The sequence below is a fragment of the Inquilinus ginsengisoli genome, from assembly GCF_050434925.1.
Classification (GTDB): Bacteria; Pseudomonadota; Alphaproteobacteria; order DSM-16000; family Inquilinaceae; genus Inquilinus; species Inquilinus ginsengisoli_B.
The window spans coordinates 4797774-4813081 of the sequence record NZ_JBNDJK010000001.1 but is presented as its reverse complement, the minus strand read 5'-3'; the positions used below and the strand labels follow the sequence as shown (position 1 = coordinate 4813081).

The window sequence follows — 15308 nt, the reverse complement described above, 5'->3', positions numbered from 1 at the left end:
ATGGAAAGACGGGAGAGCACCCATGTTCCACACGACATGGGGCGAGATCCGCCGGGCGCGGCCCGACGAGGCCGAGGTGATCCGGACCCTGGTCCGGCGTGCCTATGCGAAATGGATCATCAGCGTCGGCGTCGAGCCGAAGCCGATGCGGGCCGACTATGTCCGCGCCCTGGTCGAGCATGAGATCTGGGCGATCGACGGCATCCATGGCTGCATCGCGTTGATCGAGCTGAAGCCCGAGCCAGACCACCTGCTGATCGTCAATGTCGCGGTCGATCCCGGCCATCAGGGCCGCGGCCTCGGCGGCCGGCTGCTGGATTTCGCCGAGCGCGAGGCGCGGCGCCGCAGCATCACCGAGCTGCGGCTCTACACCAACATCCGGATGTCGGAGAACCGCGCCCTCTACGCCGCCCGAGGCTACAGCGAGACGCATCAGGAGCAGCGGGGCGAGCACACCATCGTGCACATGGCGAAACCCGTCCCCGCCGTCTGATGCTCCTGCCGCCTACAGCACGAAATCGGCGGCGACGAGGCTGATCGCGCCGGTCAGCTGGATGTGGAAGTCCGAGGTGCCGTCGCCATTGACGTCGCCGGCGACGGTGGTGACCCCGGGAGCGGAGAGGGCGAAGCGCAGTTGGCCCGCCACGCCGGTGAAGAGAGCATTGCCGATGAAGCTGAAGGCTTGGTTGCCGGCAGCCATGGTGTTGGCATCGATCGCCGCCAGGTCGATGCGATCGGCCTGGGCGTGGCTGAAGTCGGTGATCAGATCGGCATTGGCCCCGACCACGCTGTCGCCGAGGGCGGTGTAGACGAAGCGATCGGCTCCGGCGCCCCCGGCGAGCGCATCCTTGCCGCCGGCCCCGGTGAGGACATCGTTGCCGCCCCAGCCCTGCAGCGTGTTCGCGCCGGCACTGCCGGTGAGGGTGTCGCTGCCCAGATTGCTGCCGGAGAGGGTCTCGATCCCGGCCAGGGTATCGCCCTGCGCGTCGCCGCCGATGCCGGTGCCGGCGGCGAGGCTGACCGTCACCCCGACCGCGCCGTCGTAGTAGCTGGCGGTGTCGATGCCGGCGCCGCCGTCCAGCGCGTCGGCCCCTGCCCCGCCGCGGAGCACGTCATTGCCGTTCCAGCCCTGCAGGTTGTTCGCGCCGGCGTTCCCGACCAGGGTGTCGCTGCCTTGGCTGCCATTGATGTTCTCGATCCCGATCAGGGTGTCGCCCTGGGCGTCGCCGCCGACGCCGGCGCCGCCGGCGAGGCTGACCGTGATCCCGATTGCGCCGTCGTAGTAGCTGGCGGTGTCGGTGCCGGCGCCGCCGTCCAGCGCGTCGGCCCCTGCCCCGCCGCGGAGCACGTCGTTGCCGTTCCAGCCCTGCAGCGTGTTGGCCCCGGCAGTCCCGGTGAGGCTGTCATTGCCCTGGCTGCCGGAGAGGTTCTCGATCTCGGTCAGGGTGTCGCCCTGGGCGTCGCCGCCGAGACCGGTGCCGGTGACCAGGCTGACCGTGACCCCGATTGCGCCGTCGTAGTAGCTGGCGGTGTCGGTGCCGGCGCCGCCCTCGAGGTCGTCGACTCCGGCGCCGCCCCGAAGCACGTCATTGCCGTTCAAGCCCCGCAGCGTGTTGGCTCCTGCGTTCCCGACCAGGGTATCGTTGAGCTGAGTGCCGATGATATTCTCGATCCCGATCAGGATATCGCCCTGGGCGTCGCCGCCGCTGCCGATGCCGGTGGCGAGGCTGACCGTGATCCCAGCCGCGCTGTCGGAATAGATCGCGGTATCGATGCCGGCGCCGCCGTCCAGCGTGTCGGCCCCGACCCCGCCGCGGAGCACGTCGACGCCGGCCAGGCCTTCGAGCCTGTCGTTGCCGGCCATGCCGATGAGCGTATCGGCGCCGCCATAGCCGGACAGCTCATTGGCCGCGGCCGAGCCGGTCAGGACGTCGTTGAAGCCGTCGGTGCCGGCGACATTCTCGACGTCGGCACCGATGACATCGCCCTGGGCGTCGCCGCCGGATGCCGTCAGGGTGGTCAGGTTGATCGTCACCCCGGCCGAGCCGTCATAGCTGATGGTGTCGATGCCGGCGCCACCGAACAGGTTGTCCGCACCGGCGCCGCCGGTGAGGAAATCGTTGCCGTCGCCGCCGCTGAGCGTGTCGTTCCCGTCCAGTCCGGCCAGCTCGTCGGCGCCGGCCAGTCCGGTCAGCTCATTGGCGACGGCGGAGCCGGTCAGCGTGTCGTTGAAGCCGGTGCCGCGGACGTTCTCGATATCGGTGCCGAAGATGTCGCCCTCGGCGTCCCCGCCCAGGGCGGTGAAGTCGCTCAGATCGATGGTGACCGCGGTCGAGCCGCCATAGGCGATGGTGTCGCTGCCGGCCCCGCCGAGCAGCCGGTCCGCCCCGATCCCGCCCTGGAGCACATCGTCGCCGGAGCCGCCGTCGAGCTGGTCGTCGCCGTCCAGGCCGCTGAGCGTGTCGTTGCCGGCGAGGCCGAACAGGAGGTTGCCCTGGACCGACCCGGTCAGGACGTCGTTGAACCCGTTCGTGCCCTGGATGTTCTCGATGTCGGTGCCGATGCTGTCGCCCTGGGCGTCGCCGCCGACGCCGGCCCCGCCGATGGTCACCGTCACCCCGGCCGGGCCGTTATAGACGATGGTGTCGACGCCAGCGCCGCCGTTCAGCGTGTCGGCGCCGGCGCCGCCTTCGAGCATGTCGTCGCCGCTGGCGCCGGTCAGGTCGCTGATCCCGCCATGGAGCACGTCGTTCCCGGCCCCTCCGAAGACGAAATCGTTGCCGGCGCCGCCATTGATGTTGTCGTCGCCGCCCAGGCCATCGATCGTGTCGCGGCCGCCCAGGCCGCGCATGACGTTGGCCCCGGCCGACCCGGTCAGGCCGTCGATTTGGTTCGAGCCTTCGACGTTCTCGATGTCCGCACCGATCACATCGCCCTGCGCGTCGCCCCCGGCCGCCGTCAGCGTCGAAAGGTCGATCGCCACGCCGTCCGTGCTGGAAGCATAGGTGATCTGGTCCGTGCCGGCGCCGCCGTTCAGCGTGTCCGCGCCGGCACCGCCCTGGAGGATGTCGTTCCCGCTGCCGCCGGTCAGGCTATCCGTGCCGTCGCCGGCGATGAGGGTGTCGTTGCCGGCGCCGCCGTCGAGCGTGTCATTGCCCTGGCCGGCGACATTGCCCGCGGTCAGCGTGTCGTCGCCGTCGAGGCCGAAGAGCGTGTTGTTGCCGGCCCCGCCGACCAGCCGGTTGGCGGACGCCGAGCCAGTCAGCGTGTCGTCGAAATCCGACCCGTCGATGTTCTCCACATCGGCGCCGACCGCGTCCCCCTCGGCGTCGCCGCCGCTGCCGATGCCGCCGATCGCGACCGTCACCCCGGCGGCGCTGTCGCGATAGTCGGCGGTGTCGACCCCGGCCCCGCCGTTCAGGAAATCCGCCCCGACCCCGCCGATGAGCCGGTCGTTCCCGTCGCCGCCGTTCAGGGTGTCCCGGCCGCCGAGACCGGTGAGCGTGTCGTTTCCGCCGAGGCCGTTGATGGTGTCGTTGAAGGTCGTGCCGTCGAGGAAATCGATGAACTCGGTGCCGTTGATGACCGCCATGATGAATCCCTGATCGGAAAACGAGATTTTCTGGGCCGATCCTGCCGGAAAAGGATGCTAATGACGGTTCGTTTTTCAGTTATTTTGTTGCGCGATGTTCGTCCGATCAGCCGCTGATCGCACCGCGGAGCAGCGCCACGGCGACCGCCTCGGCACGGCTGCCCGCCCCCAGCTTGCGCATGGCCGAGGCGACATACTCGTTGACGGTGTAGACCGACAGCGACAGCCGGCGCGCGGCCTCCTTGCTCGATGCGCCGCGGGCGATCCAGGTCAGGCAGTCGCATTCGCGCGGGGTCAGCAGCGACCGGGACGCTGGGGCCGTGGGCAGCGCCCTGGCGGGCGCGGATGTCCCCGCCGTAGCGAGCCCACGCTCGATCCGCAACGCCCGGCTGAGATGCGGCCCGATCGCGCGCAGCACCCGGACCTGCTCGTCATCCCAGTCGGGCCGGCGCCGCGGCCGCCAGACCGACAGCATCGCCGACAGGTTGCGCCGGTCGAAATCCACCCAGTACAGGCCGTGGTCCTTGCCCTGCGGCCGCATGAAGTCGTTGTAGAACTCGGTGCGGTGATAGTCCCGGTTCGGGATCAGCGCCGAATGGGCGAAGGTCGAGCCGGATTCCAGCCTGGGCAGCAGCGGCAACAGCGGCAGCAGCTTGTGGAAATGCGCCTGGTAGCGCTCGACATAATCGGGGTCGGTCTCGGACGCCATGGTCGCGGGGCACGACGCGGCCGGGCTGATCCGGCGCAGCACCACCGCCTCGCCGCCCAACGCCGCGCCGAGCACGCGCAGGACCGAGAGCCAGTCTTCGTCGCCGATGCCGGCGTCATAGATCTGGTCGATCAGCCCGAGGACCAAGTGGTCGTCCGCCCGGGCGAAGGACGGCGAAACATCGACCGCCGGCCGAGCCGCCGACCTGCCGATGGAACGGCCTTGCATGGTATCCCCTCTCTCTCGCACGCCGGGCGGGGCCTGGCGCTGCACATGCCGTGCATAAGACAATACTGGATCCGGCCGGATCTTGTCGCGCTGATGCAGCGCACAGCCTCGGAGTTCGACTCGAAAACCCTCCTTTTGGCGTGCCGGACTGCCGATTCAAACCTGCCTGACGATGCGTCCGATCACATTGACGAGAAGGCGCGCAGCCGTGAGCGCCGTGATGCCGTCGATATCGGCAGGCGTGTGGAATTCGATGAGGTCGAAGCCGGCAAGGCGTGCGCGCCGGCTCACCCCCTCGATCAGTCCGATCGCCTGCTGATAGGTCAGCCCGCCGGGCGTGCGGCCGGCCACGCCCGGCATCACACTGGGATCGAGCCCGTCGCAGTCGAGGGTCACGACGACGCGCGCGTCCGCGGGTATGTGCTTGAGGGCGGCTCCGATGCCGTCGGTGTGGATCTCCCGCGCCGTGACGAGGTGCGCGCCCCAGCGCCTGGCAGTCTCGACCTCCAGGGGCCGGGCACTGCCCACGCCCCGGATGCCCGCCTGCACGATGCCGGCGACATGCGGCATCTCGCTCGCCCGGCGCATGGTGCTGGAATAGCCCATGGGCTCGCCATGGCGCTCGTCGCGCCAGTCGATATGGGCATCGATCTGCAGGATCCAGATCGGGCCATGATCGGCAAAGCCGGCGATGAAGGGAATGGGCACGGAATCATCGCCGCCGATCATCAGCGGTACGGCGCCGGCGGCGAGGATGGCGCGCGTCTTCTGTTGGATCAGCTTGCGATTTCCGGACTTGTCGAGGGCCGAGGTCGGCAGGTCGCCGGCATCGACACAGCAGGGCTCGCGGCCTTCGAAGAGGGGGCCGCCAAGGTCGAAGTCCCAGCTGTCGAGGAATTGCGCGTCATCCCGGCTGGCGGCGCGGATGGCGGCCGCCGCGCCGGCGAAGCCCGAAGAATCGGCGCCGGGATAGGTCGTGCCATGTGGCGCGCCGAACAGCACGATGCGCGGTTGCACGCCGCCGGGCAGATGTGCGGGGAAATCGAGAAAGCCGGGATGCGGGGACATGTCGGAGGCCCTCGTTGCAGAGTTCGGCAGCGGCTCACGACGAATGAAGGTTCCCCGCGTCAGCCGATTCACAGCAATCGGCGCGCGAGATCCGCCGTCAGGCCAGAGTACAAGCGCCGCATCGCCGCCTCTTGCGCCCGGGATCCCGTCCGGGGGTATCGTTCTGACGTCGGGACTCGATGGCCGTCGTGGCGCCCGCATGGGCGGGGCCTCACGATAGACCGTGATGGCGAGAGACGGAATTCCGGAGCGGATGATGGATGTGACGATGCGCGCCGCCGAAGCGGCCGACCTGCCGGCGATCCTGCGGCTGCTGGCGGACGACCCGCTGGGCAAGAATCGCGAGACCGCGGTCGATGCGCCCTACCAGGCCGCCTTCGCCGCAATCACCGCCGACCCGAACCAGGAGGTGATGGTGGCCGAGCTGGACGGCCGGGTGGTCGGCTGCTTTCAGCTCAGCTTCATCCCCGGCCTGTCGCGCCGCGGCGCCTGGCGGGCGCAGATCGAATCCGTGCGCATCGATTCGGCGCTGCGCGGCCGCGGCGCGGGCCAGGCGATGATGGACTGGGCGATCGCCAGGGCCCGGGCGCGCGGCTGCGCCCTGGTCCAGCTGACCACCGACAAGCGCCGGCCCGACGCCCACCGCTTCTATGCCCGGCTCGGCTTCGTCGCCAGCCATGAAGGCATGAAGCTGGAGCTGTAGGTCAGGGCATGCCCTGCGCCGTTGCACCCTGCTGATAGGCGGCCTGGAAAGCCTGCAGCTCGGACAGGTCGATATCGGCCACCGCCCAGAACTCCAGCCCCGACCGCACCCAGTGCAGCAGGCGGTACCCCTCCTCCGTCTCCGTCGTCACCGCGGCGTCCGCGGCGCCCGGCTGCGGCCAGACGAACAGGTTGACGACGTGCCCGCCGCCATGCCGGTAGACCAGCGCCGCCACCACCCGGCGGTCGAGATAGTCGAGCCGCCCGCCCACCAGCGGGAAGCCCTGCGCCGCGAGATCGACCACCGGCGGGGCCGCGTCGATTTTGCCGACGAACCACGGCTTCACCGTGTGCCGGTCGGAGGACGGCACGTCGACCAGGTGCTCGGCCAGCAGCGACCGCACATGGCTGTCGACCAGCTGTCGGGTGAGGTCGTCGCCGCCGCGCGGCAGGACCAGGATCAGCATCAACGCCATGGCCAGCGCCGCCGCCCCGGCCCCGCCCCAGCGCCAGCCGGAGGCCAGGCGCCGCCACCACGGCTCGGTCGCAGGCTGCAGCGCCGCTTCGAGTTTCCGGCGCAGCGCGTCGGGCGCGCGGTCGCGCAGCTCCGGCCGGCGCAGCGCCGCCCGGATCGCCTGCTGCCGCCGGTATTCCGCGGCACAGGCCGGGCAGTCCTTGAGATGTGCCTCGAAGGCCAGGGCGCCGACGACATCGAGCTCGCCGTCGAGCATGCCGTGCAGCAGCACCGATTTGTCCGGGCAGCTCATCGCGCCTCCTCCGCCTGGCGGGCCAGCCAGGCGCGCTTGACCAGCAGCCGGGCCCGGGCCAGCCGCGACATCACCGTGCCGATCGGCACCTCCGTCACCTCGGCGATCTGCTGATAGGACAGGTCGTTCATCTCACGCAGCACCAGCACCTCGCGGAATGGCTCCGGCAGCGCCTCGACCAGCGCCCGCACCCCTTCCGCCTCGTCGATCCGGATCAGCGTCGCCTCCGGATCCTCCGGCGCCTGGCCCCAGGGATCCATCGTCGCCTCGGCCACCGCCTCCTCCGGGTCCGGCAGCGGCTCGCCCTGCTGCGCCCGCCGCGCCCGCAGCCAGGCGTAGAAGCAGTTGCGCAGGATCGCCAGCAGCCAGGGCCGCGGGTCACCGCCGGCGAAGCCGTCGAAATAGCGCAGGGCCCGGGCAAAGGCCTCCTGCACCAGATCGTCGGCATCCGTCGGGCTGCGGGTGAGATAGCGGGCGAGCATGTAGGCATCGTCCAGGCAGGGCAGGACGGTCTCCCGGAACCACTTCGCCGTATCCGTCCCGCGCATCGGCCGTCCCCCCGGGGGGCGGGCCGCGCGGTGCGGCCCGTCCCGGATTTCAGCATCCTCCCGCCCGGCTTCGGCGTCGAGCGGCCTGACGAGAGTGGGACGGGTCACGGCGTCACGGTGATCCGGCCCGTCATATGCGGATGCAGGCCGCAGAAATAGGCGAAGGTGCCGGGCTTCGCCAGGGCCGCGGTGAAGCTGTCGCCGGTGTCGAGAGCCTTGGAGCGGAAGCTCTTGTCCACCGCCACCACCGTATGCGGGATGTCGTCGCCATTGGTCCAGGTAACGGCGGTTCCGACGGGCACGGTGATGTCAGCCGGACTGAAGGTGAAGTTGTCGATCTTGATGGCGACCGGCTGCGGCGCCGCGGCCTGGGCACCGCCCAGGCCAAGCAGCAGGGCGATGGCGACCCCGGCGGCGGAGCGCCGGGCGGAAAGGAAGCTCATTCTCGGTCTCCGAATGTCGGGCATGTGCGCTCAGGACGCGGCGAGCGGCATGTCGGTGAGCGCGAGATGCTTGTCACCGTGCCGGATCTCGATGCTGGTGGTGCCGAGCAGCTTGCGCAGTTGGTCGTCCGGCACCTTCATCGGGCCGGCCGACGGTGCGGTGCCGGGTGCCGGCTGCGGGAAGGCGGTCGACATGGCGGTGTGGAAGGTGAGGTTGCCCTCGACCTTCTGCATGATCTGGTGGATATGCCCGTTCAGCACGGTGACCGAGCCGAAGCGCTTGAGGTAGGACAGGGCCTGGGCGCCGTCCTCCGTCCCCCAGCCCCAATCCTGGTAGACGAGCCAGAGCGGAATATGGGCGAAGACCACGATCGGTGTGCTGGCCGACTTGCCGCGCAGGTCGTCCTCGAGCCATTCCAGCTGGTCGTGGCCGAGATTGCCCAGGCCGCCGGCCTTGAGGTCCACGACATTCACCAGCCCGATGAAATGCACGCCGTTGGAGTCGAAGCTGTACCAGCCGGCGCCCTTGCTGCCGCGGCCGTAACGGTCGAGATAGGCTTGGCCCGTCCCGTCGTCGAGCAGGTCGTGCTCGCCGGGGACGTAGTGCACCGGCAGGCCGGCGCCGCCGATCACCTGGTCGGCGTCGTCGAACTCCTTCGGCTTGGACAGGTGGCTGATGTCGCCGGTGTGGATCAGGAATTGCGGCTTCTTCTGCAGCGTGCCGATGCGCGTCACCGCGTCCTGCAGGGTGCCCAGCGCGTTCGGGTTGGCCGGCTTGTCGAAGCCGACATGGCTGTCGCTGAGCTGCAGGAAGGTGAAGCCGGACGGCTCCGCCGCCATGGCGTCGCCGACCATGCCGAGCGAGCGCGGCACGCCGCCGCTCGACCCCCACAGCACGCCCATGCCGGCCCACAGCATGCATGTCAGGGCGCCGCGGCGGTCCATGCCGCCCGGCCGGTCGCCCTTGTCGCCATCGTTCATGACGGAATCTCCTGTGCGGACGGGATCGTCCGCTGGTGGAGATCGCGGGCCGGTCGGATTTATTCCCAGGTTACGCCGAATCGGAGTTCGGCCAGGATGTGCGCGGAGGGACTCACCATGACGTCGCCCAAGCTCGTGCCGGAGCTCTATGTCTCGGATATCGGCCGCAGCCGTCGGTTCTACACCGAGGTGCTGGGCTTCGCCGTGCTGTATGATCGACCGGAGGAGCGCTTCGCCTATCTGGTGCGCGAGGGCGCGGCGCTGATGCTGGACCAGCCGGCCGATCCCGGGCGCACCTGGCTGGCCGGGCCGCTGGAACACCCCTATGGCCGCGGCGTCAACTTGCAGATCGAGGTCGGGGACATCGACCCGCTGCACGCGGCAGTGCTGGCGGCGGAGGCGCTGCTGCTGCCGCTGGAGGAGCGCTGGTACCGCCGCAGCGATGCGCAGCTCGGCCAGCGCCAGTTCGTGGTCCAGGACCCGGACGGCTATCTCCTGCGCTTCTGCCAAGATCTCGGGTCGCGGCCCCTGCCGCGGGGCGGGGGCTGATGCTGTTCAAGCGCCCGGTGCTGGACCGCATCGCGGCCGGCACGGTCACCCTCGCCTTCCGCCGCTGGCGTCGGCCGACGGTGCGGGCCGGCGGGACCCTGACCACGCCGGCCGGAGTGCTGGCGATCGAGGCGGTCGATGTCGTCGCCGCCGGCCGGATCACCGAGGCGGAGGCCCGCTCGGCCGGCTTCACCGGGCGCGACGACCTGCTGGCCGGCCTGGGCGCGGCGGAGGGCGAGTCATACCGCATCGCCTTCCGGCTGCAGGGCGAGGCCCCACGCGCGGCGCTGAGGCAGCAGGACGATCTGGCGCCCGACGAGGTCGCAGCGCTGCAGGGGCGGCTGGACCGGCTCGACCGCTCGGCCCGCCACGGCGCCTGGACCCGTGCGGTGCTGCGGCTGTTCCTCGCCCTCGCCGGCATCGCTCACGACTATGTCGCGCTCGACCTCGCCGTGCCGCGGGCCGAGCGGCCGGAGCCGTTCCGCCGAGCCAGCCGGTTCGGCGAAGTGCCGGTGCTGGTCACGGACAGCGGAACGCTGTGCCAGTCCGACGCGATTCTGATCCATCTGGCCGAATGCAGCGGCCGCTTCGGCGCCGACAGCCCGGCCGGCTGGGACGAGATCCGGCAATGGCTGTTCTGGGAAGCGAACCGGATCGGCTTCTCGGTACCCAATCTGCGTTTCGCCCGGCGCGTCGCGTCCAACACGCCGGCCGACGTGCTGCGCTGGCTGGAGGCCCGGGCCCGGGGCGATCTCGACCGGCTCGAGGAAGAGCTGGCCCGGCGGGCCTTCCTCGCCGGCGAGTCGCCCAGCATCGCCGACATCGCCTGTGCCGCCTATCTCTGGTGGCTCGACGAAGCCGGTCTCGACCCCTTCGGCTGGCCCGCGGTGCAGGCCTGGCTGGGCCGCCTCGCCGCCATCCCCGGCTGGCGCCACCCGTCCGAGCTGATGGCGGGCTGAGTCGCCATCGGCCTCAGGCCACGGCCTTGACGCCCAAGTCTTGACGCCCTGGGGCCCCGCCCGCATGGTCGCGCCACTTCGGACGGAATCGGCAGGCCGCCTTGGACGACGCCAGCCCAGACACGGATCGGTCAGCCGGGCTGACGCTGCGGCCGGCCACGGATGCCGATGCCGGCACGCTGGCGGCGATCCACCGCAGGGCCCGCGAGTCGGCGGCCATCCCCAACCCGCACAGCCGCACCGCGATCCGCCGCTTCCTGCTGCGCACCATCCGGAATTCCCAGGTGATGATCGCCTGCCGCGACGGCGCGCCGGTGGGTTATGCCGCGCTCCACAACGGCTGGCTCGACCAGCTCTACATCCACCCCGAGCACCACCGCCGCGGCATCGGCACGGCCCTGCTGGGCTGGGCCCGGCGCGACACCCCCGGGCTGCGCCTCTACTGCTTCGCCCACAACGCCCGCGCCCTCGCCTTCTATCGGTCGCATGGCGGCGTGATTCTCAGCGAGGGCGACGGCTCCGACAACGAGGAAGGGTTGCCCGACCTGCTCCTCGGTTTCCCTGAAACCTAAGGATTCTCCGGCAACCCCGTGATTCCCATGCCGAATCCACATGCGGAACGCCCCCAGGCTGCGCAATTCGGCGCTTGCGCACGCCACCAAACTGACACAATATGTGGGGCCCTGATACGGGGAACCACCCACGGGTAGGGTCAGCCACAAGAATCGGATCAGTGGCGATTCTCTCGCGGACGGAACCGGATCGGGGTCCGGAAAGCCGCAGGCTGCTGCGGCTCACGGAAAATAACCACCGCTTCTTCACTGGGTATTCACTGGTCTATCCACCGGGTTATCCACAGAGAGAGCAAAATTTCCAATTTCAATACTTGTTTTCGACTTATGATGAAGGTTCTTTGACTGATCTGTGGCGGCTTGCTGACGCGAGTCGCTATTGGAGCTTCGGCGCGGGGATGTGGTCCCCGCTGGGTATCAGGCGGGGGTCGCGGGCAGCGCGACGGATGAAGGAGGATCGGGGACCATGCGGATCGAACGGCGCTTCACGGCCGAAGGGCACGACGCCTATGAGGGGATCGAGTTCCGGTCGGCGACCAGCGAGATCCGCAATCCGGACGGCTCGGTGGTGTTCCGCCAGACCGACATCGAGGTGCCGGCCGATTGGAGCCAGGTCGCGTCCGACATCCTGGCGCAGAAGTATTTCCGCAAGGCCGGCATCCCGGCCCGGCTGAAGCGCGTCCGCGAGAAGGGCGTGCCCGACTTCCTGTGGCGCAGCGTCCCCGACGAGAAGGCCCTGGCCGAGCTGCCCGAGGCCGAGCGCGTCGGCGCCGAGCGCACCGCGACCCAGGTGTTCGACCGCCTGGCCGGCACCTGGGCCTACTGGGGCTGGAAGGGCGGGCTGTTCGATTCGGCGGCCGACGCCCGCGCCTATTTCGACGAGATGCGCTACATGCTGGCGCAGCAGATGGCGGCGCCGAACAGCCCGCAATGGTTCAACACCGGCCTGCACTGGGCCTATGGCATCGACGGCCCGGCCCAGGGCCACTGGTATGTCGACGAGAAGACCGGCGAGCCGCGCCTGTCCGACAGCGCCTATGAGCGGCCGCAGCCGCATGCCTGCTTCATCCAGTCGGTGGCCGACGACCTGGTGAACGAGGGCGGCATCATGGACCTGTGGGTCCGCGAGGCGCGCCTGTTCAAATATGGCTCCGGCACCGGCTCGAACTTCTCCAAGCTGCGCGGCGAGGGCGAGAAGCTCTCCGGCGGCGGCCGCTCCTCCGGCCTGATGAGCTTCCTCAAGATCGGCGACCGCGCCGCCGGCGCCATCAAGTCGGGCGGCACCACCCGCCGCGCCGCCAAGATGGTGACGGTCGACATCGACCATCCGGATATCGAGACCTATATCGACTGGAAGGTGGTCGAGGAGCAGAAGGTCGCGGCCCTGGTCGCCGGCTCGAAGCTGGCGCGCAAGCACCTGAACGAGGTGATGGAGGCGTGCCACGGCACCTCCGACGCCGAGACGGGCGACCGCTTCGACCCGAAGCAGAACAAGGCGCTGAAGCGCGCCGTCATCGGCGCCCGCAAGGCGATGCTGCCGGAGAACTACGTCCAGCGCGTCATCCACTTCGCGCGCCAGGGCTATACCGGCATCGAGTTCCGGGTCTACGACACCGATTGGGATTCGGACGCCTACCTCACCGTCTCCGGCCAGAACTCGAACAACTCGGTCCGCCTGACCAACACCTTCCTCGAGGCGGTGCAGCAGGACGGCGAGTGGCAGTTGATCCGCCGCATCGACGGCAAGGTCTCCAAGACCCTCAAGGCCCGCGACCTGTGGGAAAAGATCGGCCACGCCGCCTGGGCCTCGGCCGACCCCGGGCTGCAGTTCGACACCACCATCAACGAGTGGCACACCTGCCCGGAATCGGGGCGGATCAACGCCTCGAACCCGTGCTCGGAATACATGTTCCTGGACGACACGGCGTGCAACCTGGCGTCCCTGAACCTGATGACCTTCCGCCGGGCGGACGGCTCCTTCGACATACCGGCCTTCGAGCATGGCTGCCGGCTGTGGACCATCACGCTGGAGATCGCGGTGATGATGGCGCAGTTCCCGAGCCGCGAGATCGCGCGCCTGTCCTACGAGTTCCGCACCCTCGGCCTGGGCTACGCCAATATCGGCGGCCTGCTGATGGCGTCCGGCATCCCCTATGACAGCGTCGACGGCCGCGAGCTGTGCGGCGCCATCACCGCCCTGATGACCGGCGTCGCCTATGCCACCTCGGCCGAGATGGCCAAGGCGGTCGGCCCCTTCCCTGGCTACGCCAAGAACGCGGCCGCGATGCTGCGGGTGATCCGCAACCACCGCCGCGCCGCCTATGGCGAGGCCGACGGCTATGAGGGCCTGTCGATCGCCCCGGTGCCGCTGGAGGCCGATGCCTGCCCGGACCAGGAGCTGGTCGCGGCCGCCCGCCGCGCCTGGGACCGCGCGCTCGGCCTCGGCGAGGCGCATGGCTACCGCAACGCCCAGGCGACGGTGATCGCGCCGACCGGCACGATCGGCCTGGTGATGGATTGCGACACCACCGGCATCGAGCCGGACTTCGCCCTGGTGAAGTTCAAGAAGCTGGCCGGTGGCGGCTACTTCAAGATCATCAACCGGGTGGTGCCGGAGGCGCTGCGCGTCCTCGGCTATGACGATGCCCAAATCGAGGCGATCATCCGCTACGCCGTCGGCCACGGCACGCTGGAGAATTCGCCGGCGATCGGCTGGGCCGCGCTGAAGGCCAAGGGCTTCACCCAGGCGGCGATCGACGCGGTCGAGCTCGGGCTGAAATCGGCCTTCGACATCAAGTTCGTGTTCAACCGCTACAGCCTCGGCGACGATTTCCTGACCGGGACGCTGAAGGTACCGGCGGCGGCGCTGGACGACGTCACCTTCGACCTGCTCGCCTTCCTCGGCTTCTCCAGGGCCGAGATCGAGGCCGCGAACACCTTCTGCTGCGGCGCCATGACCCTCGAAGGCGCGCCGGAGCTGAAGGACGAGCACCTGCCGGTGTTCGACTGCGCCAATCCGTGCGGTCGCATCGGCAAGCGCTTCCTGTCGGTCGAGAGCCACATCCGGATGATGGCGGCGGCGCAGCCCTTCATCTCGGGCGCGATCTCCAAGACCATCAACATGCCGAATGCGGCGACGGTCGAGGACTGCAAGGACGCCTATCTCCTGTCCTGGCAGCTCTGCCTCAAGGCCAACGCCCTCTACCGCGACGGCTCGAAGCTGAGCCAGCCGCTCAACGCCTCGCTGCTCGACGACGACGCCGAGGACGAGGAAGAGAGCTTGGTCGAGCGCATCATCGAGGCGCCGGCCGGGGCCCGCGCGCCGATGGTGGCGGAGCGGATCGTCGAGCGGGTGATCGAGCGGATCGTCGACAAGACCGGCATCCGGGGCAAGCTGCCACACCGCCGCAAGGGCTACACCCAGAAGGCGATCGTCGGCGGCCACAAGGTCTATCTCCGCACCGGCGAATACGATGACGGGCGGCTGGGAGAGATCTTCATCGACATGCACAAGGAAGGCGCCGCCTTCCGCAGCCTGATGAACAACTTCGCCATCGCCGTCTCGATCGGGCTGCAATACGGCGTGCCGCTGGAGGAGTTCGTCGAGGCCTTCACCTTCACCCGGTTCGAACCCTCGGGCCCGGTGCAGGGCAACGACGCCATCAAGATGGCGACCTCGATCATCGACTACATCTTCCGCGAGCTGGCGGTCTCCTATCTCGACCGCAGCGACCTGGCCCATGCCACGCCGGAGGACCTGACGCCGGACACGGTCGGCAAGGGCGTGACCTCGGACGACGGCAAGACCCCGGCGGTGGCCGAGGCGGCGACGCCGATCCGCAAGGTCGCCTCCACCGGCTTCGTCCGCGGCAACTTCCGGGTGTTCGAGGGCGGCAACGTCCGCGACGTCGCGGTCGCCCGGGTGGCCGAGATGCAGGAGCTGGTGAGCGGCGTGGCGACGGCGATGCACACCGAGGGCGCCACCGCGCTGGCGCCGGAGCCGGTCCAGCTGCGCAGCGCGGCCTTGAACGGTACGGCGGATGTCCGCCTGGCCAAGATCCGCGAGGCCCGGGCCAAGGGCTATGAGGGCGACCCCTGCCCCGAATGCCAGAACATGACCCTGGTGCGGAACGGTACCTGCCTTAAGTGCGAGACCTGCGGCGGGACCACCGGCTGCAGCTGAGGCCCGG

Annotated in this window: 13 protein-coding genes; 6 read left to right on the top strand and 7 right to left on the bottom strand. The window is 69.6% G+C overall.

All coding sequences use genetic code 11. The features are described from left to right. Positions 1-22 precede the first annotated feature (22 nt). Complete coding sequence (locus QFZ27_RS22990; RefSeq protein ID WP_429228788.1) at positions 23-493, top strand: GNAT family N-acetyltransferase; 471 nt, start codon at positions 23-25, stop codon at positions 491-493. A 12-nt stretch (positions 494-505) separates the two neighbouring features. Here the strand turns inward: QFZ27_RS22990 and QFZ27_RS22985 are convergent, their stop codons facing one another. The 3 genes from QFZ27_RS22985 to QFZ27_RS22975 form a co-directional block, all read right to left on the bottom strand. Continuing rightward, positions 506-3592 carry a beta strand repeat-containing protein gene (locus tag QFZ27_RS22985; RefSeq protein WP_429228787.1) on the bottom strand — a complete coding sequence of 1029 codons (3087 nt, stop codon included), beginning with the start codon at positions 3590-3592 and terminating at the stop codon, positions 506-508. A gap of 106 nt (positions 3593-3698) precedes the next feature. Beyond that, complete coding sequence (locus QFZ27_RS22980; RefSeq protein ID WP_429228786.1) at positions 3699-4529, bottom strand: response regulator transcription factor; 831 nt, start codon at positions 4527-4529, stop codon at positions 3699-3701. A 156-nt stretch (positions 4530-4685) separates the two neighbouring features. Then, positions 4686-5597, bottom strand: coding sequence for an arginase family protein (locus QFZ27_RS22975; RefSeq protein ID WP_429228784.1), 912 nt, complete (start codon positions 5595-5597; stop codon positions 4686-4688). 226 nt (positions 5598-5823) lie between these two features. On the opposite strand from QFZ27_RS22975, the gene QFZ27_RS22970 reads away from it, so the two are divergent. Beyond that, the gene (locus QFZ27_RS22970; RefSeq protein WP_429228783.1) at positions 5824-6300 is read left to right on the top strand and encodes a GNAT family N-acetyltransferase; all 477 of its coding nucleotides are present in this window, start codon (positions 5824-5826) and stop codon (positions 6298-6300) included. A gap of 1 nt (position 6301) precedes the next feature. Here the strand turns inward: QFZ27_RS22970 and QFZ27_RS22965 are convergent, their stop codons facing one another. The 4 genes from QFZ27_RS22965 to QFZ27_RS22950 form a co-directional block, all read right to left on the bottom strand. After that, a complete protein-coding gene (locus tag QFZ27_RS22965) occupies positions 6302-7066 on the bottom strand; it encodes an anti-sigma factor family protein (protein ID WP_429228782.1) in 765 nt (254 codons plus the stop codon). Continuing rightward, positions 7063-7614, bottom strand: coding sequence for a sigma-70 family RNA polymerase sigma factor (locus QFZ27_RS22960; protein ID WP_429228781.1), 552 nt, complete (start codon positions 7612-7614; stop codon positions 7063-7065). The genes QFZ27_RS22965 and QFZ27_RS22960 overlap by 4 nt, the downstream gene beginning before the upstream one ends. Before the next feature lie 104 nt (positions 7615-7718). Then, positions 7719-8057: a cupredoxin domain-containing protein gene (locus QFZ27_RS22955; protein ID WP_429228780.1), complete on the bottom strand. Its 339-nt coding sequence runs from the start codon at positions 8055-8057 to the stop codon at positions 7719-7721. Between the two features lie 30 nt (positions 8058-8087). After that, complete coding sequence (locus QFZ27_RS22950; protein WP_429228779.1) at positions 8088-9038, bottom strand: metallophosphoesterase family protein; 951 nt, start codon at positions 9036-9038, stop codon at positions 8088-8090. 117 nt (positions 9039-9155) lie between these two features. Here QFZ27_RS22950 and QFZ27_RS22945 point away from each other — a divergent pair, with 117 nt between their 5' ends. The 4 genes from QFZ27_RS22945 (at position 9156) to QFZ27_RS22930 (ending at position 15301) form a co-directional block, all read left to right on the top strand. Continuing rightward, positions 9156-9587, top strand: a complete 432-nt coding sequence (locus QFZ27_RS22945) for a bleomycin resistance protein (RefSeq protein WP_429228778.1) — start codon at positions 9156-9158, stop codon at positions 9585-9587. Then, positions 9587-10546, top strand: coding sequence for a glutathione binding-like protein (locus QFZ27_RS22940; RefSeq protein ID WP_429228777.1), 960 nt, complete (start codon positions 9587-9589; stop codon positions 10544-10546). Before QFZ27_RS22945 ends, QFZ27_RS22940 begins: the two co-directional genes overlap by 1 nt. Positions 10547-10647: 101 nt before the next feature. Further along, positions 10648-11118, top strand: a complete 471-nt coding sequence (locus QFZ27_RS22935; RefSeq protein WP_429228776.1) for a GNAT family N-acetyltransferase — start codon at positions 10648-10650, stop codon at positions 11116-11118. A 466-nt stretch (positions 11119-11584) separates the two neighbouring features. Beyond that, the gene (locus QFZ27_RS22930; RefSeq protein WP_429228775.1) at positions 11585-15301 is read left to right on the top strand and encodes a vitamin B12-dependent ribonucleotide reductase; all 3717 of its coding nucleotides are present in this window, start codon (positions 11585-11587) and stop codon (positions 15299-15301) included. Positions 15302-15308 lie beyond the last annotated feature (7 nt).

Bases quoted from the DNA above. Each gene is read 5' to 3' on its own strand.
- QFZ27_RS22940 (WP_429228777.1), top strand. From the start codon at position 9,587: ATGCTGTTCAAGCGCCCGGTGCTGGACCGCATCGCGGCCGGCACGGTC.
- QFZ27_RS22985 (WP_429228787.1), bottom strand. From the start codon at position 3,592: ATGGCGGTCATCAACGGCACCGAGTTCATCGATTTCCTCGACGGCACG.
- QFZ27_RS22965 (WP_429228782.1), bottom strand. From the start codon at position 7,066: ATGAGCTGCCCGGACAAATCGGTGCTGCTGCACGGCATGCTCGACGGC.
- QFZ27_RS22990 (WP_429228788.1), top strand. From the start codon at position 23: ATGTTCCACACGACATGGGGCGAGATCCGCCGGGCGCGGCCCGACGAG.
- QFZ27_RS22945 (WP_429228778.1), top strand. From the start codon at position 9,156: ATGACGTCGCCCAAGCTCGTGCCGGAGCTCTATGTCTCGGATATCGGC.
- QFZ27_RS22970 (WP_429228783.1), top strand. From the start codon at position 5,824: ATGGCGAGAGACGGAATTCCGGAGCGGATGATGGATGTGACGATGCGC.
- QFZ27_RS22980 (WP_429228786.1), bottom strand. From the start codon at position 4,529: ATGCAAGGCCGTTCCATCGGCAGGTCGGCGGCTCGGCCGGCGGTCGAT.
- QFZ27_RS22955 (WP_429228780.1), bottom strand. From the start codon at position 8,057: ATGAGCTTCCTTTCCGCCCGGCGCTCCGCCGCCGGGGTCGCCATCGCC.
- QFZ27_RS22975 (WP_429228784.1), bottom strand. From the start codon at position 5,597: ATGTCCCCGCATCCCGGCTTTCTCGATTTCCCCGCACATCTGCCCGGC.
- QFZ27_RS22930 (WP_429228775.1), top strand. From the start codon at position 11,585: ATGCGGATCGAACGGCGCTTCACGGCCGAAGGGCACGACGCCTATGAG.
- QFZ27_RS22960 (WP_429228781.1), bottom strand. From the start codon at position 7,614: ATGCGCGGGACGGATACGGCGAAGTGGTTCCGGGAGACCGTCCTGCCC.
- QFZ27_RS22950 (WP_429228779.1), bottom strand. From the start codon at position 9,038: ATGAACGATGGCGACAAGGGCGACCGGCCGGGCGGCATGGACCGCCGC.